Annotated in this window: 19 protein-coding genes and 1 riboswitch; of the genes, 4 read left to right on the top strand and 15 right to left on the bottom strand. The window is 33.8% G+C overall.

Translation table 11 applies throughout. From position 1 onward, the window contains the following. The first annotated feature begins 424 nt into the window (after window positions 1-424). Window positions 425-826: a TonB family protein gene (locus QL232_RS14725; protein ID WP_281614663.1), complete on the top strand. Its 402-nt coding sequence runs from the start codon at window positions 425-427 to the stop codon at window positions 824-826. Between the two features lie 163 nt (window positions 827-989). Here QL232_RS14725 and QL232_RS14730 read toward each other — a convergent pair whose 3' ends face one another. The 7 genes from QL232_RS14730 to QL232_RS14760 all read right to left on the bottom strand — a co-directional run bounded on the left by QL232_RS14730 (window position 990) and on the right by QL232_RS14760 (window position 12431). Continuing rightward, window positions 990-2954 (bottom strand): YgiQ family radical SAM protein, encoded by a 1965-nt coding sequence (locus tag QL232_RS14730; protein WP_168881482.1) that lies wholly within the window; start codon window positions 2952-2954, stop codon window positions 990-992. Between the two features lie 327 nt (window positions 2955-3281). Further along, on the bottom strand, window positions 3282-4358 hold the full coding sequence (locus QL232_RS14735) for a lysylphosphatidylglycerol synthase transmembrane domain-containing protein (RefSeq protein ID WP_281614664.1): 1077 nt from the start codon (window positions 4356-4358) through the stop codon (window positions 3282-3284). Between the two features lie 99 nt (window positions 4359-4457). Next, a complete protein-coding gene (locus tag QL232_RS14740; protein ID WP_281614665.1) occupies window positions 4458-6521 on the bottom strand; it encodes an ATP-binding protein in 2064 nt (687 codons plus the stop codon). Next, entirely contained in the window at window positions 6499-7602 is a 1104-nt protein-coding gene (locus QL232_RS14745) for an FIST N-terminal domain-containing protein (protein ID WP_281614666.1), read from the bottom strand. The genes QL232_RS14740 and QL232_RS14745 overlap by 23 nt, the downstream gene beginning before the upstream one ends. A 42-nt stretch (window positions 7603-7644) precedes the next feature. Further along, a complete protein-coding gene (locus QL232_RS14750; protein WP_168881478.1) occupies window positions 7645-9312 on the bottom strand; it encodes a S41 family peptidase in 1668 nt (555 codons plus the stop codon). A gap of 23 nt (window positions 9313-9335) precedes the next feature. Continuing rightward, entirely contained in the window at window positions 9336-9644 is a 309-nt protein-coding gene (locus QL232_RS14755) for an iron-sulfur cluster assembly accessory protein (RefSeq protein ID WP_211093215.1), read from the bottom strand. A 249-nt stretch (window positions 9645-9893) separates the two neighbouring features. Beyond that, window positions 9894-12431 carry a LysM peptidoglycan-binding domain-containing protein gene (locus QL232_RS14760; RefSeq protein WP_281614667.1) on the bottom strand — a complete coding sequence of 846 codons (2538 nt, stop codon included), beginning with the start codon at window positions 12429-12431 and terminating at the stop codon, window positions 9894-9896. 207 nt (window positions 12432-12638) lie between these two features. Between QL232_RS14760 and QL232_RS14765 the strand changes: the two genes are divergently transcribed. Further along, window positions 12639-13604, top strand: a complete 966-nt coding sequence (locus QL232_RS14765; protein WP_281614668.1) for a C40 family peptidase — start codon at window positions 12639-12641, stop codon at window positions 13602-13604. Window positions 13605-14368: 764 nt separating this feature from the next. After that, window positions 14369-15226, top strand: coding sequence for a sterol desaturase family protein (locus tag QL232_RS14770; protein WP_281614669.1), 858 nt, complete (start codon window positions 14369-14371; stop codon window positions 15224-15226). Between the two features lie 33 nt (window positions 15227-15259). Here the strand turns inward: QL232_RS14770 and QL232_RS14775 are convergent, their stop codons facing one another. The 3 genes from QL232_RS14775 to QL232_RS14785 form a co-directional block, all read right to left on the bottom strand. Further along, the gene (locus tag QL232_RS14775; RefSeq protein ID WP_281614670.1) at window positions 15260-15565 is read right to left on the bottom strand and encodes a hypothetical protein; all 306 of its coding nucleotides are present in this window, start codon (window positions 15563-15565) and stop codon (window positions 15260-15262) included. A 248-nt stretch (window positions 15566-15813) separates the two neighbouring features. Then, complete coding sequence (locus tag QL232_RS14780) at window positions 15814-16389, bottom strand: alkylphosphonate utilization protein (protein ID WP_281614671.1); 576 nt, start codon at window positions 16387-16389, stop codon at window positions 15814-15816. Window positions 16390-16531: 142 nt separating this feature from the next. Further along, the gene (locus QL232_RS14785; RefSeq protein WP_281614672.1) at window positions 16532-17650 is read right to left on the bottom strand and encodes a cytochrome c peroxidase; all 1119 of its coding nucleotides are present in this window, start codon (window positions 17648-17650) and stop codon (window positions 16532-16534) included. A 142-nt stretch (window positions 17651-17792) separates the two neighbouring features. Continuing rightward, a riboswitch (SAM-I-IV-variant riboswitch) is annotated at window positions 17793-17890 on the top strand. Between the two features lie 57 nt (window positions 17891-17947). Here QL232_RS14785 and QL232_RS14790 point away from each other — a divergent pair. Then, window positions 17948-18169: a hypothetical protein gene (locus QL232_RS14790; protein ID WP_168881471.1), complete on the top strand. Its 222-nt coding sequence runs from the start codon at window positions 17948-17950 to the stop codon at window positions 18167-18169. A gap of 65 nt (window positions 18170-18234) precedes the next feature. Here the strand turns inward: QL232_RS14790 and QL232_RS14795 are convergent, their stop codons facing one another. The 5 genes from QL232_RS14795 to QL232_RS14815 all read right to left on the bottom strand — a co-directional run bounded on the left by QL232_RS14795 (window position 18235) and on the right by QL232_RS14815 (window position 24689). Continuing rightward, entirely contained in the window at window positions 18235-19155 is a 921-nt protein-coding gene (locus tag QL232_RS14795; protein ID WP_281614673.1) for a hypothetical protein, read from the bottom strand. A 296-nt stretch (window positions 19156-19451) separates the two neighbouring features. After that, window positions 19452-20648 carry an FtsW/RodA/SpoVE family cell cycle protein gene (locus QL232_RS14800; protein ID WP_281614674.1) on the bottom strand — a complete coding sequence of 399 codons (1197 nt, stop codon included), beginning with the start codon at window positions 20646-20648 and terminating at the stop codon, window positions 19452-19454. Between the two features lie 22 nt (window positions 20649-20670). After that, complete coding sequence (murD, locus tag QL232_RS14805; protein WP_281614675.1) at window positions 20671-21975, bottom strand: UDP-N-acetylmuramoyl-L-alanine--D-glutamate ligase; 1305 nt, start codon at window positions 21973-21975, stop codon at window positions 20671-20673. 2 nt (window positions 21976-21977) lie between these two features. Beyond that, a complete protein-coding gene (gene mraY, locus QL232_RS14810; RefSeq protein WP_168881467.1) occupies window positions 21978-23192 on the bottom strand; it encodes a phospho-N-acetylmuramoyl-pentapeptide-transferase in 1215 nt (404 codons plus the stop codon). A 36-nt stretch (window positions 23193-23228) separates the two neighbouring features. Beyond that, window positions 23229-24689, bottom strand: coding sequence for a UDP-N-acetylmuramoyl-L-alanyl-D-glutamate--2,6-diaminopimelate ligase (locus tag QL232_RS14815; protein ID WP_281614676.1), 1461 nt, complete (start codon window positions 24687-24689; stop codon window positions 23229-23231). Between the last annotated feature and the right edge of the window lie 2 nt (window positions 24690-24691).

Below are 24691 nucleotides of genomic sequence, written 5' to 3' on the forward strand. Positions count from 1 at the left end.
ACTAAAAAATTAGTTTAACAACTAAATATATAGTTAATTAACTAAATATTTAGTTGTTTTAGTAGTTATTTATCTAAAATAAATCTTGTAAAAGAGAGTCGGGATTTAAATTTTTTGTGATTAAAAATGAGCAGCTTATATCAGCTTATTAAAAATTAAGGTTTTTTAGTTCACAATTTAGTAACATTGAAATGATGTTTACGTTACACTTTATTACTTCTAATTTCTAATTAATTAAAAACAAATATTTACGAAATGTTGGTTTTTAGCTTTTTAATTGACAATTTGAAGTCGAAGTAATGATGATGATCACTATATTTTAAAGTGTTTATCATACATTTTATAAGTATATTAATATACCTTTGTATTACACCAATGTTAACAAAGGCATTGTTTTTTCTTTTTAAATTAAAATTATACTAACATGAAAAATATCAGAATAATTACAGCGTTTTTACTTTCTCTAACATTTGCTATAGCATCAGTAAACGCAAATAATATAGACGACGATAAACCATTATTTTCATATAAGCAGGCTTCTCCAATAAATTATGAAAGTGCAATGAGCCTTGTTACATATCCTAAAGTTGGAAAAGATTTAGCAATTGAAGGATCTGTTAAAGTTAGAGTTTACGTTAATGCTCAGGGAGAAGTAGAAAAATATACTTTTATGAAAGGTTCTGATACTCGTTTAGCGACTGGAGTAGACGAAGCAATTAAAGCATTAGAATTTGAACCAACGTTAGTTACAAATAATATTACAGGTGATGTAGAGGCTGTACCTTCTTGGGTAATTATTCCTCTAAACTTTTCACTTGAATTCTAAGGTTTCAAAATAGTATTGAAATTTAATGAATAACCCCATAGCAAATATTTGTTGTGGGGTTTATTATTTTTTGACGGATCAAAGGGTAAGCGATAGTGACTTATTCCCTAAATAAAAAAACAGCACTTAAATAAATAAGTGCTGTTTTTTTATGTTTATCTTTTTACTTTCTTCTTCTCTTATTTCTAGAGTTTTTCTTCGAAGGAGTATTTTTATTCCCATGTTTTGAAGGAGTTGGTTTACCATTGCTTGTGGTATTGGCAAATCGCTCTTCCCTTTTTTGTTGTGCATGGTATTTTAGCAGATCCTCAGCCATTTTTGAGTTACCACTTTTTCGTAAGGTATCTCTAATCCAAGACTGGTTTTCCTTTTTATACCAGAAGAAGAATTTATTCTGATCTTTCTTTTTTCTAGGATCCTTAACCGTATCAACAGGCTTTAAGGTATAAGGATGAACTCCAGAATAATAGATAACCGTTGCTGTTGTCATTGGAGTAGGAGTAAAATCCTGAACTTGCTCCAATTTGAAACCCATATCCTTTGTTTCCAATGCAAGGTTTGCCATATCTTTCATTTCACAACCAGGGTGTGATGAAATAAAATAAGGAATCAGTGGTTGTTTTAAACCATGTTTCTTATTGATCTGATCAAACTTCTTTTTAAAAGTATGGAAATGTTTAAAAGATGGCTTACGCATAATACGTAATACAGGATCAGAAGTATGCTCTGGAGCAACTTTTAAACGACCAGGAATATGTCTGGTAACTACCTGTTCCATGTACTCATGCAAACTCTTTGTTTCGTCAGATTTATTGTATTCACTAACTAATAAATCATAGCGAATACCACTACTAACAAAGGCTTTTTTAATCTCAGGCATTGCATCAACTTTTCTGTAAAGTTGAGTCATTGCTTTGTGAGAGGAATCCAAGTTATCACAAACAACAGGGTGAATACAAGATGGGCTGACACATTTATCGCAGATCGATTGTATCTTACCCTTCATCTTATACATGTTTGCAGAAGGTCCACCCAAATCACTTAAATAACCTTTGAAATCAGGCATTTTTGTTACCTCTTTGATCTCATTGATAATTGATTTTTCGGATCTACTTGCAATCATTTTACCTTGGTGAGCTGAAATAGTACAGAAACTACAACCACCAAAACACCCTCTATGCATATTGATAGAGAACTTAATCATCTCAAACGCAGGGATAGGACCTCTTCCATTGTACTTTGGATGAGGAAGTCTTGTATAAGGGAGATCGAATGAAGCATCAATTTCGTTCTCCTTCATTGTTTTATAAGGAGGGTTGATCACTAATCTTTCATCACCAATTACCTGAACAAGACGGTCAGCCATCTGTTTATTTGATTCTCTTTCGATGTGCTTAAAGTTGGAAGCAAATGCAATTTTGTCTTCTAAGCATTTCTCATGAGAATTTAATTCAATTGTATTCCAATGGACACCTTTTGGTACATCTTCTTCAACAGGCTGTAAAATAGCTGTTTGTTGAATAGTCTTTAACGAACGCATAGGAACGCCCTTTTTTACCAATTTGATGATTTGCTTTAAAGGCTGTTCACCCATACCATATACCAAAATATCTGCATCAGATTCTTTTAGTATAGAAGGCATTAGCTTATCTGACCAATAATCATAGTGTGTTACTCTTCTTAATGAGGCTTCAATTCCACCAATAAGAACAGGTACTTCAGGATATAATTCCTTTAATATTTTAGTATACACCACAGTGGCATAATCAGGTCTGAAACCTGGAGCACCATCAGGAGTGTAAGCATCATTGGATCTTTTTCTCTTTGCAGCGGTATAATGATTCACCATGGAATCCATACAGCCACCAGTTACTCCAAAAAATAAATTAGGCTTTCCTAATTTCTTGAAGTCTCTTAAATCATCTCTCCAGTTAGGTTGAGGGATAATTCCTACTTTCAAACCTTCTGCTTCTACTAGGCGGGCAATCACTGCTGCACCAAAAGAAGGGTGATCTACATATGCATCACCAGAAATAATAATAACGTCAAGGCTATCCCAACCGCGAAGCTCCATTTCTTTCTTCGTAATTGGTAACCAATCAGATAATTTATGTTCTTTTTTAATCATAATTCTAAGTTCGGGGTACAAAGTTCGTAAGAAAGAACATAGAATACTGTATTTACAGACATCTATTTGTAAAATGAAAGTAAATTTTCCTAGTTATTGTTTGAAAATCAGCTGTTTTATTGAATTCTTTTATGAAAATTACATTTGTAGCTATTCTTAATAAACTGAATTGTAGTTCATTTCGGTAATCTCGACCTTTACAATAAGAAAAAAGAGTACTTTCTAGTTGAACCGATTTTTTATTTACCTATTACCTAATTATCGAAAACACACATAAGACACAAAAAAAGAGCTATACCTTTTAGTGTATAGCTCTTTTCTATTGTATTAAAACCTTTTCTGAATCCATCTTGGAAGAACAATTGCACCAATCAATAGATAAGTATAATAGGTGAAAAGCCTCCAGAACAGAGCAACAACCAATACTATACCTCCATCTTTAAAGAATTCTCTGAAAAACTCTCCAAAGAAATATTCAGCAGTTCCTGCACTACCAGGAGTCGGTGATATTAACATCACAATCCACATGATAATTTGTCGGCCAAAAATTAGAAACTGATCTAATATATCTTGAGTAGTAAGGTTGAAAATATCTATTTGTAAGAATGCATTGATTAAGCAATTCAACATGGCATATCTCGCAGACCAAATGAAAACGGTAGATAAAATTACTTTTACCCAATAGGAAGAAGTGTGTCCTTTTAGCTCTTTTGATGCAACAACCATTTCATTTCCGCTTTTTACAGCCATTCTTCTCCACCTTTTTGTAAAACTAAACGATGTAAGAAACCAAAGGAATTTTTTAAAGGATTTTGGCCCTATAAATAATCCCCAAGCCATAAAAGCGGTATAAAAAGCGATTAAACTAACACTAACAGCAAATATTTGTGGTAGTCCAAGTGTAAAACCAAGCAGGTCTGTAGAATAGTCATTAGATGGAAAGATACTTCCAGGAAACAATGCAATAACAAGTAGTGAAGCAACGACAAAGAACATATTGTCTAAAATTGCTGTAAGCATCACAAAACTTAGTGATTTACCAAAGGGTATTTTCTCTCTGTTCATGATGAACACCGCAACGCTTGTTCCTCCAACTACAGAAGGAGTAATTGCAGAGGCAAACTCCCAAAGCATAATCACGAAGAAACTGGCATTCCAATCTAATTTATTGTTGGTAAGTGTACGAATTCTGTACATATACCCGATATCACGCCCAAACAATACCACAAAAGATAGAAACACCCAAAAAAGGTTCATGTTTCCAAGGCTTTCAATAATGAGATCGAGATTTATACTATCATCAGACCAAATCATGTAAAATAGGACGCCAAGACCAACTAGAATCGGAAGAAACATTTTTGTCGGACTTAGGTTTTTTAGCATTTTTTGCTCTTGAGTATCCATAAAAGAAGCTAAATAATGTAGTTGGACGTTGATTACTAAAATAAAATAACGTACAAAAATACAGTCATAATCCGATTTTCAACTACAATCTTAAATTTTTTAGGATTTGATGTTCTTTTTTTGGATATGCTTGATCAGCTTTTGTAATAATGAATCGGGTTCGAAAGGCTTAGAAGCAAAATCATCAAAACCTTTTTGATCCAAGGAAAAGACTTCTTCACTTGCCACATCTGCAGTTAATGCAATGATAGGCAACTCTTGGTAATAGTCTTCTTCAAAACTTCTAATAATTTTAGTGGCTTCAAAACCATCCATCACAGGCATCTGAAGGTCCATTAAAACGATATCTATTTGTTGTTTTGTTCTTTTTAATTGATCTAATGCTTCCTCTCCGTTTTTAGCTACATATAGAGTGGCATCCCATCTTTTCAGGAATTCAGAGGCAATAAGTATGTTGAAATCATTGTCGTCTACCAATAAAACACTGACCCCGTTCAAGTTTTCAATTCTAGTGATTTCTCCTTGGTTCCAGTCTTCTTCCTCATCATTCTGATTCGCTGCAATTTCATAAGGTAGAGTAACAATAAAGTTAGTTCCTTCGCCTACGTTACTATCTACCTCAAGGCTACCTTCAAGTAAATCCACTAATTTTTTTGTGATACTTAAACCTAACCCTGTTCCTCCGAACTTTCTTGTTGTACTACTATCTTCTTGTGTAAATGCTTCGAAAATATTGTCAATTCGGTCTTGTGATATACCAATACCACTATCCTTGACACTGAATTGATATACGACACTTTTTTTGTTCTTAAATGTGCTAGTTACCGTAATATCTACTCCGCCTTTATCAGTAAATTTAATGGCATTAGAGATAAGGTTTAATAGGATTTGAGATAATCGAGTAGGGTCTCCAATGATATAATTTACAGGTACCTTTTCAAGATTTAAATTTAAGCTGATGTTTTTATCTTCAGCATTATCAGTATGCATGGCAAATAAGTTTTCCATTGTTTCGATCAATGGGAAACGTATTCTTTCCAAACTTACCTTGTTGGCTTCTAATTTATTGAAATCCAAAATTTCATTGATCAGACGTAGCAGGTTGTCAGCTGCAAATCTCATCATTTTCAATTTTTTGGACTGATAATCATCTAAAGTGGTATCTTTTAGTAGGTTAAGCGAACCAATAATTGAGTTCATTGGTGTTCGAATTTCATGACTCATAGTGGATAGAAATTCCATCTTCACTCTAGCCAATTTTTCTGCCTTGTCTTTCTCTTCCTTTAATTTGTATTCAATGGATTTCCTGCTCGTAATATCCATTCCATAAATATTAACATAACCATATTCTGGAATAGGCTTAACGGTAAAGGAGTAAAACTTCCCGTCAATCACCTGTTCATAAACCTTCATCTCATTTGTATTTAAGGTTTTAGAGAACATGGTAGCATATGCCCATTTTAGGTCCAAAAAGTGGCCTTTTATACGTTCAGCAGGAGCATTGAAATACAGTAATTCTACGTCTTTTGTAAATCGTAAAACGGGGTAGGGGTTTTGTTGAGGGAATTTAGCTGTCATCAAAACCTCATTACTCATCGATTTAGATTTATCAATTTCTATTTCAAGCTTTAATTGATTTAAAGAAGCAATGATCGAGTTTTTAAAATGGTCAAATACTACTCTAAGTTTTTTAACTGCTTTTTTATTGATTTTTTCATCGTTGGGAATAGATGAATATAATTTGATAAAACCAAAATTGTCAAGTCGATAAAAGAAGTATGTACCTTCTTTAATGTTTATAGTTTCATGGATGACATATGGTTTCTCTACGACGAACGAATAAATATCTTCGTCAGATGAATAGGATAGAAAATGTTCTACTAGTGCAGTTTGCTGTTTGTGTATTTCTTTGATCGGGTAATTGATCATGCGAATCCAGTCTGCATCATGAGTGTTTATAGGCAATAAGGTAAGTGATGACCTTTTGATTGTGCTAGCTTTTAACCATAATGATGCTGATGTTAAACTCTTACGATGTAAAAGTAACTTTATAAAGTTGTCTATATTTTCATGAAAATCTAACGTACGTCCTGTCTGAAGTGACAATTCATACAATAGCATCATGTCTTGTAAAACATCATTATTTTGGTTGGTCGATAGCATTAATTACAATAGTTTTATTGAAAAACTCTATATATTGTCCATTTCCATAGGATGAAATTTCACCCATTGATAGTGCACCTATGATATTATCATTTAACTGTTTTTCCTTTAATATCTTTTTACAGACATTAATTTCTTGCGGGTAATTTTCACCAAGGAATAAATACCTAGAAATACAATCCATCACAATAGGTTGTATGGTATTGTCTTCATTGAGCTGTAGGGTAGCGTCTTTTGTGGCTTGTTCTGCAGCTTTTATCAGATGCTCTTGTGTACTGTTTAGTATGTATAGTACACTGTTTTCTAATACCTCACCTACACAGTTTAATGCACCGTTTTTATCCACTAGATAAGGGTCTCTGACAATATCTTCTTGTCCCTCTTTCATCATACCAAATGGATAAGATTTTGCAATTTCTAGAAAATTTTCTTCATTGATTTCTAATTGGTTGTTTTCTCTAATAAATTCTTGATACAGTTCAAATGCATTTTGCCAATTCAGCTCAACGATCTTATTTTTCTCTGTTTTTGTTGCTATTAATGGACCATGGATTCTACTCCAACCATGTTGAATTCCTAAGTTAAAGTTATCAGAAGTAGTACAGAAAATAGCACTGTCTTTCATTAACCCTTGGTTTGTAAATACACAAGGTTTTTGTACTAAAGATAAAGAACCTGCTCCACCTCCAAAATAAGAGAAATTAGCTCCTAGATATTGGTAAATATCTTCGATCATCTCTTGGACTTGAAGTGAGAGACCATCTATAAATAAAAATGCGTTATTGTCTGATTTGTTGATATAATTAATATCAAAAGGACTGTCATTATTTATGATCATTGGAGAAGAAGAACTATTGAATTTAAAAGCAATAAGCCCTTCTTCATAAAATTGATTCTCAGCAATAAGTATAGGGAAAATGGCTCCCATACAAGAAATAGAAGCAGAATTGCAGGCTTCAATGAGTGATGGAATAATTTCCTCACTAGCATCAGCTATTAAAAAAAGATAAACTTCATTTTCTTGAAGATCTTTTTTAATAGTTTCAACAATTATATCTATATCAGAAGTTGAGAAATACATAGTTCTTAAGTTACTGTTACAACGAATTGTAACCTAAAGATATTATCCTTCTACTTTTTTTGTAGAATCTTCATTTGCTAAACCATTCTTAAAAATTCGTTTTGCTTCATCAACCATAGGGTCCTTAGTGTTCATTACTCTATAATATCCACTGTCACCCCACATTGCTCTGGCAATAAGAACTTTAATACGGTGTTTAATATATTCATCCGTTTTCTGGTCAAAATCAGTTTGCTTTCTTTTATGAATACCATTTTGCTCAGAATACGTTTCTAAATTACGAATTAGATTTTTTTCTTGATCAAATTTTTCCATGAAATGGTCAATACCATTTTCTTGAAGATCAATATAGTTTTCAGTAGTATAGTCCAGAGCAAAGTCTCTTAACATATCGGTATGTTCCAATGTATAATAATAAATACCAACTGATGATGTATCTAATGGAATAAAATTATCAGGAATTATACCTCCGCCACCATAAACAACTCTATTGTTATCGGTTTTAAATTGGGGCATTTTATCAGTTTTTATACTATCTCTATTAAATAACTCACCACTCTCATACCTCTGTGAGATGTCTTCATTGTAAGATATACCTTCGCCGTAAGGTTTTTGTATACTTCTTCCGCTCGGAGTGAAATACCTTGAGATTGTTAATCTAAGTAAGGAGTTGTCTTTCAAACGAATTTGTCGTTGTACTAGTCCTTTTCCATAGGTTCGCCTCCCTACTACTAATGCTCTGTCGTGGTCTTGCAGCGCACCTGTAACTATTTCTGAGGCAGAAGCACTTCTTTCATTCACCAAGACAACGATAGGCCCATCAAAAGAAGGGTCTCTAAGACTATATTCTTTTTCAGTGAACTCATTCCCTTTTCCTTCAGTGTAAACGATCAGATCGTCTTTTGGTAATAGGTCATCGGCTATTTTTACAGCTTGTCCTAAGAATCCACCACCATTATCTCTTAAGTCAATCACAAGGTTTTTCATGCCATCTGACTTGAGTTTTAATAATGAATTGTGAAACTCATCATAGGTTTTTGTGGCAAACTTTGTGATTTTGATATATCCCGTTTCGTTATCAATCAAATAGCTAGCTTCTACAGAAGGAGTAGGGACAATATCTCTTGTGATCGAGAAGGCAAGTAGCTCGTCTTGTTTTTTTCTTTTGACTTGTATATCGACAGTAGTTCCTTTCTTTCCTCTTAGTTTCTTGACAATCTCTGAGTTCGCAATTGACTTACCGGCAATAGTATCTCCATTTACAGTAATAATTTTATCACCTGCTCTAACACCTGTCTTTTTTGATGGACCTCCAGGCATTACAGAAAGTACTTTAAGAGTATCATCTATAATACGGAACTCAATACCAACACCTTCAAATCCATCATCTAATCGGGAAGCCATAATGTCGGCTTCAGAAGGAGGGACATATACAGTATGAGGGTCTAGATCTTTAAGGACAATATCAATCGCTTTTTGTGTCAGCTGATCAATATCAACAGTATCTACATAATACTTATCTACATAATTAAGTAAACGTTCAAATTTTGAGGCATTAGAGTCCACCGTCAAACGTTTGTCTGTCGGGCTTGGTGATCTTAAATGAGAACCAATAATGACGCCTAATCCTACAGAGACACCAATGATCAAGGGTATCCAAGCTTTTATGTTTGCGTTGTCATTATGAGATGTAGTACTTTTTTCTGTCATCGTTAATTGAATGTAATCAAAAGCTACTGAGCGGACACTTTGTTAAAGACGAAGCCTCTTTCATCTCTTCTGTCTTCAAAATCAATTTCTAAATCTAAAAGGAACATCATTTGTCTTTTTTCAATAAGCACTTTGATGCCTTTAGTTTCATATTCAATGTCGGTTTCTTTTGCTTGGTCAAAGCCTAAAGTGAATTGAGCTCCTCCACAGCCACCACCACCTTTTACACCGACTCTAAGGGCGTATCCTTCTGGAACTTTCTTCTGGGTTAATATATTGTTTATCTCTTCAGCAGCACTGTCAGTGATGCTAATCGGATTTTCGATTTTCATAGTAATAAATAATTTAAGCCTAAGATTGTTTAAAAACAAGAATGAATCCTTCAAATAGTGAAGAATATTCTGCGAATCTCGTAAAATCTTGAAAGTACACAAATATCTATCAGATTATGAAAAATGAATGATTTTTAATTTTTTCATTTCATGTTTTATAAACTAGATCGTAATCTATTGAAATTGTGATATTTCAAGAAAAAAGCCATGCTTATGCATGGCTTTGAAAATTATTTGTAATAAATATTTTTATGCAATTAATCCTTGACCTTTAGTAGGATTTTTTGCTGAACTTAATCCACTATGAAGCATACTATTACCTCTATCAGCAACTCGTTTATCAGCCCCGCCTTCTTGTCTGACAATTTCTTGAAGAACTTCTCTTTCATCAATCATCATAATTTGTTGTAATGAATGAAGACCTTTTTGTCTGGCAATGGCATTGATTGCATTTGAAAACATTTCGCCTGTTTTTACTATCCATTTATTTACAGTCATATCAATGGCAAATCCCAAACCCATAGCGGAGTTGATCACTTCAGTGATCAATAAATTACTTTGAGAGAACCTACCCGTATTAATATTAAGCTTAATTCCGAGAGCAGGTTTTGCATAGGCCTTTACTCCTTGTAGAATTTGGGCTTTTATTAATTCGGGGTGGAACGCAGCTCTAATAAAAGGACCATATAGTTGATGATCTCCTCTTAGTGCCTTTTCGGCTTCAATACCTTTTAATCTACCTTTTCCTGGGAAATCAATAATTAACTCCCCTTGATGGATATCATTATTACGAGTAGTGTACTCTACATCGATCCCTACACTTTGGAAAATAGATTTAAAAAGAGCGGGTTGAGTCACTTTCATTCTTGCTATAAGTGGTGCCAAACCTCTACCTCCACCAGCAAATTGAATAAAACCGTACGAGAAGAATGCTTTATCATAGCTATTAATCGCATCAAAATTACCCTCATGACTCGAAACAACTTGCATCGCTGAAGCCATAACTGGAGAAAGTCCTACATCAGTGTATACACTCAATGGAATATCTTTAGGAAGAGATTTTCCGATATACCCTACACCATCATAATATTGGTTATACCCACTATAAACAAAGTTTTGGAACTCAGCGGTTTCTGTTTGGCCATTAACAGGGTGTGGGAACTTTAATGTGAACTTAGTAAAGTCTTTTAAGAATTTGTAGGTTGCATCATGTGGACTCACTTCACCATATGTAAATTGGTTTGTACCCAACATTTGGCACCTTGCATTTGTTCCTACCCACCAATTCAGTCGGAATCTATCCTGCATTTTTCTTAATGCGCTTAGAGTGTTAGGAACTCTGCTACCGGGAACCTGACCGCTATATGATTGTGCTATTTGCCTTACATTTTCACCATGAGATGAACTTAATAATCCCAATTGAATCAGACGTTTTTGCAAATTTTCTACATCATCGACAATCATATTGTACCTAGAACCAATTTTATTTCTAAGTCCATTAGCAAAGATGGTTTTGCCATCTAGTTTACTCAATTGATAAATAGAGCGTCCTTGTGCATTAGGGATATTAGAAGATGTATTTTGCTGTGGTGAAGGGGCGGTTGTTCCACCACTTTGCTTAGGTATCATGATTTGCTGACCCACATAAATTCTTCCTTTAGGAATATGATTCGCGGCAACAATTTCCTGAGGTGTTACTCCAAATTTCTTGGCAATCTTTGATAAATAATCTCCAGACTGAATAGTGTAAACATGATACCTTGGATTTTCCGGAGCTTTAGGGCTAGATGTTGGATTCGGAGCAGAAGGTTTTTGTGATTGAGGGGGAATATGAAGTACCTGACCAATGTAAATTGTAGCATCAAGGGTTAACTTGTTATAAGCTAAAATTTCTGCAGGAGAAACGTTATATTTTTTTCCAATAGCATATAGAGACTCACCTCTAGAAATCTTGTGTGATGTCTTAGATGGTTTTGGAGTTTCTTTCTGTGGTTTAACTGTTGTTGTAGAGTGGGAGGAAGTACTTCCTGATGAGCTCGTTTCTTCCGTTACTTTCAGTTCTTGTCCAATTTGTATTGGAGTATTCGCATCAAACCCATTTAGCTCAAGAATTTTTTGAGGGGTTAACCCAACTTCTCTTGATATCTTGTACAATGTGTCTCCTTGTTGTACCGTGTATACTTTTGGAGGTTGTTGCTTGGGAACTGAAGAACTTTGTTTTGGTGTACTTACTGTAGTTGTAGGAGCATTTGTTGAACCAGGTGGAATATTCAACTCTTGTCCGATATAAATAGGTGTATTTGCAGGTAAGCCATTTGCTGCTAAAATAGCTTGAGGAGTTGTTTGATATTCTCTAGCAATACCATATAACGATTCTCCAGCATCAACCTTATGAATTTTCTGTTGTCCTGATGTATTTGGAGTAGGTGTAACGGTTGTTGTTTTCTCTTGCTCTTCACTTGGGATTTTTAAAACCTGCCCAATGTATATTCCTGCATTTGTTCCTAAGTTATTTTCAGTAAGTATTCTCGCAGGGGATATATTATATTTTCTTCCTATAGCGTACAATGAATCACCTTTAACAACAGTATGTGTTTTACCACTTGAAGCAGGTTCGACTTTTGTATTGTTTTGTGGAGTACTACTTTTTCCTACAATAATTTCTTGACCAATTTGTAAAGTGGGTACAGACGACCAATTATTTAATGAAATTAAGTCATCAGTAGATAGGTTATGTTTTCGGGCAATGCCGTATAATGTGTCTCCAGGCTGGACAGCGTAGTTCATATTATTAGGGGTATTTTGTATTTTCTTTATTTAAAACGACAGCAACAAAATCATTCAATGCTTATTTGCTTGATAAGCAATACAGTAAATTCTTAAAAATTACGTACTTTTGATATATATCACTGCATTCTTCATTTTGATATTACAATTTAAAAAAACAAAGTGATATGTGAATTGATAAACTGAAAACTTTTGTCTTACTGGATCATGAAAAAGTTACTATTACTCTTTATCGGAATAATTACGATTCATTCATTACATGCTCAGTCAATAGAAAAATTACGAAAGACATTAAATAAAGGGAAGTATGAAAAGGTAATGCATTTAGGCATGAAAGCACAGCAGAAATATCCTGATGCAGCTTATCCTTTTTTGTATATGAGTTGGGCTGCTTGGTTCGAAGGGCAGGGACAATTGAACTATGCTAAAACACAGTGGAGATATATCAATACATCACTAAAAAACTATGAATTGTATTGTCAAAAAATTGATGACCCTCAAAAAAAAGATCGCGTATTAACTAATAAATTAAGACAGTACCTTGAAGAATTTTATGATAAGTCTATCACTTTTGATCGTCCAGATGAGGCAGATTTAGCCAATAATTGGAGTATTAAATTATTTGATGAACCATTAAATATTAAAGAGGAAGCATCTCCTATTCTTACAGCGGAAGTAGAGGAAATTTCACCTTTTTCTTTTTCTTTTTCTGAAGGTATCTATGAAACTTTTTTTAAAGCGGAAGACATCAAAACTTCTCCTGAGAAAATTGCCAAAAAAGCAGACGATTATATCGGAGTTCCCTACAAATATGCTAAAGAAGACCCGTACGATGGGTTTGATTGTTCAGGATTTGTACTGTATGTATACAAACAATTTGGATTCGAGTTCCCTCATAATTCAAAGAGGATTGCCATGTTGGGAAAGTCAATTCCGTTAGGGCAAGTTCAAGAAGGGGATATCGTATGCTTTGGAGCAGAAAATGCCAATAATTATAAAGACGTGTATCATATAGGAATTATCTATCGCATAGAAAAGGAAGATGTGAAAATGATACATTGTGGTACAAGTACAGGGGTCGTTGTAGCAGACTTGAATAAAGGATATTGGAATGAGCAGTCTTTTTTCATTAAAAGACTAATGACTTTAGAACATGATATCTTTATAAAATAAAAAACTTACCGGATAAGTACCGGTAAGTTTAAGTAACTTTTCTACTGTGTTTTGAGGTATTAACCTCATTTGTGATATTGTGGTGTATATAAGTATTCTTTTGAATGTCATAAGAAGTCTCAACCAACGAATTGTTAATCAAAAAGCAACAAATAATTCGGTTAAATATTTTTCTCTATAGTAAGAGGATTGAGAATGGGGGAAAAGGGTCATAAGAAAACAAGAGCACAATGATTTGTAACTCGGGATGTGCCCTTGTTTTATGTAAGATAGAGTAAAAGTTAGTAGGATAATTATACAATAAGAAATAGTAAAATTGGGGTTAGAATAAGGAGTCAACTATGCATCATATCAATGATGTTAAGTCTTCTGTTTACTTTGTCATACAAAATATGATTGTTAAAGAAGCTAGTCTAGTTGATGATCCTTTTTGATGTTTCTTTTAGTGTTTCAGGTTATGGTTTAAGTAACGGGAGGGGTTTTAAAAAGTTACAATTATTAACGATTCTCTAATATGATGTTAAAGAATTAGTAGTCTATTTGTTAACAAAAGGCGTTTTTAGAGCCAAAATCGATCAATTTTATTGTACTATTCTAAGATTGATGTTTTATTATTTTGTTAAATTGTATATTTCTAATAAAGTGTTGTAATAATTAAATAAAATAGAATTTTATCAAATTTCCTTAGTTCAATATTCTATTAACAGTGGCTTTCTTTTCGAGGATTTAATATATTGAATAACTATTCAATTATTTTCACGACTATGGAACGACTTATCGAATACTTTTCAACTATGCCATCAAGCCACAGAACTGTCTTATTAGTTGGTGGGATTACTTTTTTTTGGATGTTGGAAGGTTTATTCCCTCTTTTTAGATTCTCATATATCAAATGGAAACATGCTGCAACTAATATATTCTTTACGATAACTACAGCAATTGTAAATCTATCTTTGGCATTTGTAATGGTATGGACTTCAGACTGGGTAACAAATCATCAATTTGGTATCATGTCGTGGTTAGATTTCTTACCTACACCTATAGTAATATTAATTGGTTTGTTGTTTTTGGACTTAATAGGTGCATATGGTATTCATTACCTTAATCACAAGGTAAAGTGGTTTTGGCTTTTTCACCTGATTCACCATACAGATACTAATGTGGATACTACCACTGCAAATAGGCATCACCCGGGAGAAAGCTTTCTTAGGTTGTTTGCGACAATTTTAGCGGTATTTGTTGTTGGAGCTCCTATTTACATGATCTTTCTATATCAGTCTTTGTCTGTAATATTTTCTCAGTTTAATCATGCAAATATTATTTTGCCAGAAAAATTAAACGCAATAGTGGCTTGTTTATTTGTTACTCCAAATATGCATCATGTACATCATCATTTTCAACAGCCTTTAACGGATACCAACTATGGAAATATATTTTCAGTTTGGGATCATGTGTTTGGAACATATGCCAATGTAGATAATAAAATGTTGACATATGGAATTGATACTCATATGAGCCCACAAGAGAATGAACCCATCAAGAATCTATTACAGATTCCTTTTCAGGAGTACCGAGATATCAAAAAAATAGAAGACGAAAAGGTAGACAATAGATCTTACTAATGCGAGTGTAATCACTTTTGTATGTTCAGTAATCTATTGTGTATTTTTAGAATGAAGTGAAATTTCCATTTCTAAGCAATCCAATAATTCGGTGATATAGATATCTACTGGAGGTAGGTTAAATTCTTCCAAGACATGGTATATCACTTTTTTCTTCGAAAGATTATCAATGTTTAGAATTCTTTCATGATCTCTGTAATCAACATTTCTAATCAATAGTACATTTTTAATCACTTCTTTCTGTGATTCCAATGTTAATTGATTTGAGAATGATGATATTAAATCTAAAATACTAATTGATGATAAAGTATGTAACTTGTTGTTGCTCCCCTCATTCATAATGTAAACAATAGGTTGGAAATCGTTAATTGACAGTAGTTAGTATACGGTGTTTATTAGTTTAAAGTCGCACACAATCAGTGGTTAAACTCGTTAATAAATTTTAGGTAACAATAGTTTGGTGAAAAGTTATTAAACTGATAGAATAAGTTGTGAGAAAATCCTAAAAATGAGAGAAAGAAAAAGCCTTGAAGGAAATATCCAACAAGGCTTCAAGATTATGAGAATGTTGATAATTAATTCCCAATTTATTTCTTTACATATTTTGTAAGTATCACAATCTGCTGACCGTTTACCTTACCTTCAATATGTTCGGGGTTGTCATGAACTAATGAGATATTGCGAACAGCTGTACCTCTCTTTGCTGTAAAGTTAGCACCTTTTACATTTAGATCCTTAATAAGAACAACTGAATCTCCATTTTCCAATGTAGCACCGTTGGCATCTTTGTGGATCACTTTATCTTCATCAGAAATACCTTCACCTGTGGCTTCTGCCCATGCTTGAGTATCTTCGTCTAAATAAAGCATATCTAAAAGATCTTGAGGCCAACCTTCACTTCTTAATCTGGTTAGCATTCTCCATGCAAGAACTTGTACAGCATGATTTTCATTCCACATACTATCGTTAAGACATCTCCAATGGTTCACATCCATCTGATCAGCATTATCAATCTGAGTTTGACAATTACTACATAAGTAAGCGTGGTCTGATGTATCTTTAGATGACTTTGGTTCAACTAAATAAGGAGATAAATTTTCAGTGGCACCACATAATTCACAGGTATTTCTACTTCTTTTTTCAAGTTCTTTATCTAAACTCATAATATATATTTGAATCTTTTTGAATGATAATCCGATCCTTTTTTAACAAAAGGTAAACAAATTTGCATAAAATTATTGAGGTAGCCTTTACTTGTAAACGATTATTAAAAAGACTATCTGAAGTAGTAGAACCATAAGTTATTTATTCATCCGTAAATGGGTTAGAAAACTTGGGGTCATTAAGGAAGGTTTCATCGGTTAACATTTTCAAGAAGCTTAATATAGCTTTCTTTTCTTTTGCTGTTAAATGCAATACTATTGGGTCTCCTGGAAAAATAGGTTCATTGCTTGCTTCTCTGATCAAAGGGTCTAGTGTGGCACTCATCACGATATGTTCATCGTAATGTTCAATAACCTCTTCAAGAGTCGAAAACCTTCCATCATGCATATATGGAGCTGTTACAGCAATATTTCTTAATGTTGGAGCTTTAAATTTGCCCTTGTCATAGATAGACCCACTTACCGTCATTAATCCATCTTTTAGTTGTTCATCATTATCTAAACCATTATTGTGGAAACCACGAAATCCTTTACCATCTCCAGAAGTTAGAATATTTAGGTGGCAGTCGCCACAGTTACCACCTCTTAAGTTCTGTGATGGTTCTGGGTGTGTGAAGAATAACTGTATACCCAATAATTCTTCTTCAGTAGGGGTATAGCTACCTTTTAGGTATTGATCATATTTTGAATTACTTGAGATTAATGTTCTTTCGAATTGAGCGATTGACATACCAATTCTTTCTTCTGTAATTTCTTCACTACCAAATACAATCTTAAATAGTTCAGGATATCTATCGTCAGAAGTTAACCGCTCAATCACTTCTGTTAGTGTCATATCCATTTCCAAAGGATTTTCAATAGGTTCTAAGGCTTGTTGCTCTAAAGAGTTTGCTCTTCCATCCCAAAAGAATTTAGCTTGCCAAGGGGCATTTTGGATAGACATACTACTAAAAGTACCCACTCTACCGTGAATTCCTTCGGCTAATGCTTTTCCATCTGTAAATGCCAATTTTTGTTGATGACAAGTAGCACATGAAGTAGACTGATCTCTTGATAATTGGGTGTCGTAAAATAACATACGTCCCAATTCAACACCAACAGTAGTTGTAGGGTTGTGATCTGGTAATGTATATTGTTTTCCAAAATGTGAAGGGAGTTCAAGAGGGTATGCTTCATTCTTGATCGCCTCTTTGTCTGATTCACAACTTGTAAGAAAAAGGAAAAGTATTAAAGAGTAACTACAGAATTTAATCGATTGCATGTTATTTAGGTTTGTAATCAATTTACAAAAAAATGCCGAAATATGATGATGAAGGTGAGCGTAATCATTTTAATAGGTAAGACAGTAGTGTTAATGAATTGAAATTAATTGCTCGGAATAAATCTGTTTACTAAAATTGTACTGAAAACATCAAGAACCTTAAATGGTGCCAACCGAGCAAAGCAAGCCACGGTGGCAAAATCGATGTGGTCTGATTCTAAGACAAAATAAAAGCAGAATCCTCCCAATATCTTGATGTAGCTTGCAATTTAATACCACTTAAATGTGTAAACTAACATGCAAAAAGAACCTTTTGAATTGAATTTACAAGAATGCTATGCCATCTTAAAAGGAGGTTTTGTATCATCCTCTGAAGAAGTAAAGTTAAGGAGCTTAACGATGTTACAAGCTGAAAAACTATTAGGATTAAGAAATAAACAAGACCATTCTTCTCCTAAGTTTTATGGTAATTCACTTCTCTCTAAAATAGAAGAATACCTATCCAATAAGACTGAATAGGTATTTTTAGGTAAAGAAATATTTTTAAGTAGTCACACTATAGTATCTAATATTTTATTGGGTTTTTAAAACAAAAGTCTAATAGGCCGAAGATAGTCCTTTCGAACCTTACTGTCTGTTGACTGTGAGAATCGGTCGGATATATCTTGTGCAATAATTTGTATTTGATGGGACTTTCTCAGAAAAAGAATCCTTGTTTTAAAATACAAGGTTTTATTCTTACGCTTAAATCTTAATGTTGTATTCTGAGATAATCCTGTAGTTCTTGCTTTTTGGATTAAATCATAAAAAGAAGCGTGATCCTCTTTTACAATTAAATCAGTGATCAATGCTTTATTAGAGCCAAAGTATTGGGTCCAGACGATATTACTCAATTTAGTATTGTAAAAATCATCTATAGTGAGCATTATATCAAAAGCTGGAGATTCAGTATGTACAGAATAACTGTATACAGGTTGTGCTCTAGAAATATCTGTTTTATAGAAATTCTGTAGTATGATCTTTCTTAGTTCTCTGCATATAGGAGAAATTTCTAATATAAAGTTCTTATCATAACCACTTTTTCTATCACATAAACCAATTAATCCAACTTGTCTGGAGTTGTCATAGATAGGGATCAGTATATAAGAAAACCAAGACATTCCACTATTAAAACGTTCTTGATCGAAACTGAAAAATGGTACTCTTCTATGATACGATAATTTCAAATAACGATGTGCCTTTGATGGCGTTGATAATGGACCGTTCCCCATCATAGGGATACGGCCATGATTTTGGTTACATTCTATAAGTTGTTTATAGTTCGTTAAGTAATGTTGGTCTTCTACTAAACCTATGAAGCCATAACTACTCCCGGATAGCTTACAGAGTTGATGTATACTTTTGTGTAAGATCTCTAATTCGCCAACAGAATTGCTTCTGATCTGCTGAGAAATAGTATGTAGCATCTTCTTATACTGATCCTGAATAGTAGTGCTGTAAGTCATAGATTGAATAGAATTTTAAAATTAGGTCTAACAGGAATTCAATTAAACAAACATCAATGTCTTGTCAAAAGTTGATGAGGTAAAAAAAAGAGAAGTGAGGTTTCGTTGCTTTTGTGATTATTTTAGACCAAATAATTATGACTTCTCATTTCATGTACTTTTTAAGTATGGTATTATTCTTATAGACAGTTGAATGATTTGTAATAAATAAAGAAAGTCACCCTTAGATTAGAGTGACTTTTGTGTTCTTGTCTAAATATTAAGACAAGGAAAATAATATGTATGATTCTTTTATATTATGAATTCAATCGTACGTTTTTAGGTCTGTTTGTTCCATCTTGTCCCATTCTTTTTTTCGATCTTTCTGCCCTTTTGAAACGAACTTCTTCCGATTCTTCTTGAGTCGATTTACTTACTGAAAGAATAATTCCGATGGTCATACCTGTAAATAATAAGGAAGTACCACCCATACTAATTAAAGGTAATGGAAGACCTGTTAATGGTAATAATCCAACGACTACGCCCATATGAACAAAAGATTGAAGTATTAAGCTAAAGGTGAGCCCCGACGCTAATAAACCCCCGAATGCTTTTTGACTATTGGCAACGATAATCATTCCCCGATAAAGTAGAGTAAGATATAATCCAATGATGACTATAGCCCCAATCAATCCGTATTCTTCTACTACAATTGCAAAAACAAAATCAGAATAGGAATGAGGTAGAAAGTTTCTTTGCGTACTATCTCCAACACCTTTACCCCATAATCCGCCTGTTGATATAGCTATATAAGATTGCTCAGCTTGATAAGGTACTTCTGTTTCACTCATAAATGAGGTAAGACGACTAACAGCAGTACCACCTCTTTGACCAAATTGATAAACAAAAGCTCCTGCCAGAATGCCGATACCTACTAGCATCACTAAATACTTAACAGGAACACGTCCAATAAATAATTGAAGCATGATCGTTAGAAACAATAACGATGCAGTTGAAATATCTGAAACACCGATCAATCCACAGATAATACCTGTCCATACTAGTAGAGGTACTATGGCTTTATTGAACTCTCCAATATCTCGTTGCCTTTTCCATAGCATGGATGCCATATTGGTAATTAAGGCCAATCGAGCTAAATCAGAGGGTTGGAAAGTAAAGTTGATAAATGGAATACTGATCCAACGCGATGCACTGTTTATCTCAGAACCAAAGAACCATGTGAAAAGTAGAAGTGGAATAGAAAGAAGTAAGGCATATCTTGATAATCTAGAATAGAAAATATAATCTACCTTGTGGCATACGTAGGCACCAATCATCCCAATAAATACTAAAGTGGAATGTCTTAATAGGTAGTGTTCATTATCTCCATTGGCCTGCATGTATGCCAAAGAACCAGTTGCACTATAGACAACTAATATAGAGAACATGGATAATGAAATCATCACTGCCCATATTACTCGGTCTCCTTCTAATTTACTTAACAGTTTCTCCATCTGTTCTTATAGGTCAATATTTTTATAATTGATGAACAGCATTCATAAACTGTTCGCCTCTATCCATGTAATTTTTAAATAAATCAAAACTGGCACAAGCAGGTGATAATAATATTACATCATCTTCATCTGCCATTTCCATAGCTAATTCTACTGCTTTATTAACATCAGTAGTTTCAGCAATTGGTTTATGCTCTTTAAATGCTTCAATTAATTTACTATTGTCAGTTCCTAAGCAGATCAATGATTTTACCCTGTGCTGAACTGTATCTTGAAGCATGGAGTAATCATTACCTTTATCTGTACCGCCAGCAATCCATATAATTGGCTTGTCAAAACTTTGTAAGGCAAAAAATGCTGCTTCAACATTGGTGGCCTTAGAGTCATTCACAAAAGTAACTTTGTTTACTACAGCCACTTCTTGCAAACGATGAGGTTCTCCAATGAATGATGGTAATGCTTTTTGAATTGAATCGGAACTACATCCAGCAGATAAAGCTGCTAGGATAGCAGCACTCATATTCCAAACATTATGTGGTCCTTTTAAAGGAAGGTCAGTGAAAGTATAAGTATTTCCTTTAAAAGGTATTGCTAAGTGATCTTCCTTGAAAAATGTGTGATTAAATCCAATTGCCCATGGTACAATTTGATGCTTTTTCAATTGTAATTCCACCTGAGGGTCGTCTTCTCCATAGATAAAAGTACTTTCTTTATCCATGTTTTCAATAATCCTAAATTTCGATTGAGCATACTTATCAATATCGTAAGCATATCTATCTAAATGATCAGGAGTAATATTTAATAGTAAAGCGATATTAGGCTTGAAAGTCTCTATATCATCCAATTGGAAGCTACTAATTTCAAGGACATACCAATCGTAGTCATTTTCAAGTACCTCTTTGGCATAACTAATTCCAATATTACCTGCTAAGCCAACGTTAAATCCAGACTTTTCTAATAAATGATATATTAGTTTTGTAGTTGTTGTCTTACCATTAGTACCTGTAATAGCGATTACTTTTGCTTTTGAGTATTGGAAAGCAAACTCAATTTCAGAATATATTTTTGCTCTATTGGCTCTTAATTCTTGAACGATTGGTGCTTTATCAGGAATACCAGGAGATTTCACTACAACCTTAACTTCCCTTGGTGCTCGTTCATGAGTACCTTCTTCAAAAGGTATATTTTCAGCTTTTAAAACATCTTTCTGTGCTTGCGGAATAGTACCAAAGTCAGAAACAAAAACATCAAATCCTTTAGCTTTTGCCAATCGAGCAGCACCTACACCACTTTCTCCAGCACCAAGTATTAAGACTTTCTCCTGCATGACTATCTAATTTTAAGCGTTAGGATTGTAGAAATAGCTAATAGGATACTTACAATCCAGAATCTTGTGACAATTTTAGGTTCAGGAATATCTTTCTTTTGGTAATGGTGATGTAAAGGAGCCATTAAAAATACCCTACGTCCCTCACCATATTTCTTTTTGGTGTATTTGAAATAGAATACTTGAATCATTACGGATAAGTTTTCTACTAAAAATACTCCACACAATAACGGTAGCATCAATTCTTTTCTCAATACAATAGCTAAACTTGCAATGACACCACCAAGTGCAAGGCTACCTGTATCGCCCATAAAAACTTGGGCAGGGTAGGCATTGTACCATAAAAATCCAATACATGCACCCACTAAGGCAGTAGCAAAAATAGCTATTTCCCCAGAGTATGGGATATACATAATATTTAGGTAATTCGAGAAAATAATGTTACCTGATAAATAGGCAAATATTGCCAATACAGTAGCTACAATAGCGGATGTGCCAGCAGCAAGACCGTCTAATCCATCTGTGATATTTGTACCATTCGAAACTGCTGTAATAATAAATATGACTAATAGTACATACAATACATTAGATGCAGTTTCATTTGGAAGTAATTCGGAATAGTTGATTTCATTATCCTTTAAGAAAGGAATTGTAGTTTCTAAACTTTTAATATCCTGATAATTTTCAGTGCTCACTAATTCAGAAACAGGTTTTGAAGAGGGTAAATTTGTATTGAACTTACGTACAGTTACACCTTCATTCACTAATAAAGTGAGACCAACAATAAGTCCTAAACCCACTTGACCTAAAATTTTGAATTTACCAGATAAACCATCTTTATTTTTTTTGATTCTCTTTAAATAATCGTCTAAAAAGCCAATTGCTCCAGTCCAAAGTATTGTTGTAATCAATAATTGAATATAAACGTTTCTTAGATCAGCAAATAATAAAACAGGAAAAACGACTGCACCGATAATGATGATGCCACCCATTGTAGGTGTACCTGTCTTTTCCATCTGACCTGCTAGGCCTAAATTTCTAACAATCTCACCCATCTGCATTTTTTGCAATTGTTGGATTATACGTTTGCCAAAAACAGCAATGAAAACCATAGAAAAAATGGTTGCAAGCATTGCTCTAAATGTAATGTATTGAAATAAGCCTGCTCCGGCTAAGTCGTATTCTTTGTCTAAGTAACTAAATAAATGATAGAGCATATTATTGTAGAAATATTATTGTCGTTATTAATGTAATTATTGTTGAAAAGCTTTATATAATTCCTCTTTGTCGTCAAAGTGTTCTCTGATACCATTTACTTCTTGGTAGGTTTCATGTCCTTTACCAGCGATTAAAATGATATCTCTTGGTTCTGCCATTTCTACGGCTTTTAGAATGGCTTCTCTACGATCAACAATAACTTGAGTCCTTCTAGCCTGTGTTGGTGATATTCCTTCTTGCATCTCATCAAGAATTTCATCAGGATCTTCAGTTCGAGGATTATCAGAGGTAAGTATGACTTCTTCACTAAGCATTGCAGCAGTTTTTGCCATAATAGGTCTCTTTGATTTATCACGATCACCGCCACAACCTACTACAGTGATGATTCTTTCACCATCTTCTTTAATATCCTTAATAGTTTCAAGAACATTTTCTAAAGCGTCTGGAGTATGGGCATAGTCAATAATTCCTCTAATGTTTTTTGGAGAAACTAACTGCTCAAATCGACCTCTGGCTGGCTTTAGCTCTGATAGAGCTTGTAAAGTACTGATTTCATCTTCACCAAGGCAAGATGCAGTGGCAAAAGCTGTCAGTACATTGTATGCGTTAAAAGAACCAATTAACTGAAACCATGCTTCATGTCCATTGACTTCCATCTGAATACCTTCAAAAGTATTATCAATAAGTTTGCCTTTAAAGTTGGCCATAGTATGTAAAGCAAACGAATAGTGTTTGGCATTACAGTTCTGAAGCATCACAAGACCTCTCTTGTCATCAATATTTACAAGAGCAAAAGCACTCTTTGGAAGAGTATCAAACAGTCGTTTTTTAGCGTTGATGTATTCTTTCATCGTTCCATGATAGTCTAAATGATCATGGCTTATATTTGAAAAAATAGCACCTGTTAGTTGAATACCATGTAATCTACCTTGAACAATAGCATGAGAACTGGCTTCCATAAAGCAAAAAGAACAGTTCTTTTTTACCATCTCTGCTAATAAATACTGTAGAGTGACAGGGTCAGGTGTTGTTAATTTTGTTGGGATTACTTCATCATTGATTTTATTTTCAATGGTAGTAAGTGCACCAGTATTATATCCTAACTTGATAAATAAGTTTTGTAATAATGTAACTACCGTTGTTTTTCCGTTAGTACCAGTTATTGCAACAACCTTTATTTTATCAGAAGGGTTGTCATAAAAATTGGCAGCAACTAAACCTGCAGCCTGTCCTGTATTATTTAATTTTATATAGGTGACCCCATCAACTAATGATTCAGGGATATCTTCAAGAAGAATTGTTTTTGCTCCAAGTTCAATCGCTTTGGGGATGAAGCGGTGAGCATCTAGAGCATTACCTTTAATGGCAATAAAAAGGCTGTTGTCTGTTAATTTTCTAGAGTCCAATTGAATATCAGGTACTTCTTGTTGTAAGTTTCCTTGAACTAACTCAAACTCTAAGCCTTTTAAAAGTTGTGTGATATTTTTCTTTTCCATCA

Source organism: Flammeovirga sp. SubArs3, from assembly GCF_947387565.1.
GTDB classification, from domain to species: Bacteria; Bacteroidota; Bacteroidia; order Cytophagales; family Flammeovirgaceae; genus Flammeovirga; species Flammeovirga agarivorans.

What these genes read in the sequence shown, in the direction of transcription:
- QL232_RS14725 (WP_281614663.1), top strand. Translation starts at nt 425, where the DNA reads ATGAAAAATATCAGAATAATTACAGCGTTTTTACTTTCTCTAACATTT.
- QL232_RS14730 (WP_168881482.1), bottom strand. Translation starts at nt 2,954, where the DNA reads ATGATTAAAAAAGAACATAAATTATCTGATTGGTTACCAATTACGAAG.
- QL232_RS14735 (WP_281614664.1), bottom strand. Translation starts at nt 4,358, where the DNA reads ATGGATACTCAAGAGCAAAAAATGCTAAAAAACCTAAGTCCGACAAAA.
- QL232_RS14740 (WP_281614665.1), bottom strand. Translation starts at nt 6,521, where the DNA reads ATGCTATCGACCAACCAAAATAATGATGTTTTACAAGACATGATGCTA.
- QL232_RS14745 (WP_281614666.1), bottom strand. Translation starts at nt 7,602, where the DNA reads ATGTATTTCTCAACTTCTGATATAGATATAATTGTTGAAACTATTAAA.
- QL232_RS14750 (WP_168881478.1), bottom strand. Translation starts at nt 9,312, where the DNA reads ATGACAGAAAAAAGTACTACATCTCATAATGACAACGCAAACATAAAA.
- QL232_RS14755 (WP_211093215.1), bottom strand. Translation starts at nt 9,644, where the DNA reads ATGAAAATCGAAAATCCGATTAGCATCACTGACAGTGCTGCTGAAGAG.
- QL232_RS14760 (WP_281614667.1), bottom strand. Translation starts at nt 12,431, where the DNA reads ATGAACTACGCTGTCCAGCCTGGAGACACATTATACGGCATTGCCCGA.
- QL232_RS14765 (WP_281614668.1), top strand. Translation starts at nt 12,639, where the DNA reads ATGAAAAAGTTACTATTACTCTTTATCGGAATAATTACGATTCATTCA.
- QL232_RS14770 (WP_281614669.1), top strand. Translation starts at nt 14,369, where the DNA reads ATGGAACGACTTATCGAATACTTTTCAACTATGCCATCAAGCCACAGA.
- QL232_RS14775 (WP_281614670.1), bottom strand. Translation starts at nt 15,565, where the DNA reads ATGAATGAGGGGAGCAACAACAAGTTACATACTTTATCATCAATTAGT.
- QL232_RS14780 (WP_281614671.1), bottom strand. Translation starts at nt 16,389, where the DNA reads ATGAGTTTAGATAAAGAACTTGAAAAAAGAAGTAGAAATACCTGTGAA.
- QL232_RS14785 (WP_281614672.1), bottom strand. Translation starts at nt 17,650, where the DNA reads ATGCAATCGATTAAATTCTGTAGTTACTCTTTAATACTTTTCCTTTTT.
- QL232_RS14790 (WP_168881471.1), top strand. Translation starts at nt 17,948, where the DNA reads ATGCAAAAAGAACCTTTTGAATTGAATTTACAAGAATGCTATGCCATC.
- QL232_RS14795 (WP_281614673.1), bottom strand. Translation starts at nt 19,155, where the DNA reads ATGACTTACAGCACTACTATTCAGGATCAGTATAAGAAGATGCTACAT.
- QL232_RS14800 (WP_281614674.1), bottom strand. Translation starts at nt 20,648, where the DNA reads ATGGAGAAACTGTTAAGTAAATTAGAAGGAGACCGAGTAATATGGGCA.
- murD (WP_281614675.1), bottom strand. Translation starts at nt 21,975, where the DNA reads ATGCAGGAGAAAGTCTTAATACTTGGTGCTGGAGAAAGTGGTGTAGGT.
- mraY (WP_168881467.1), bottom strand. Translation starts at nt 23,192, where the DNA reads ATGCTCTATCATTTATTTAGTTACTTAGACAAAGAATACGACTTAGCC.
- QL232_RS14815 (WP_281614676.1), bottom strand. Translation starts at nt 24,689, where the DNA reads ATGGAAAAGAAAAATATCACACAACTTTTAAAAGGCTTAGAGTTTGAG.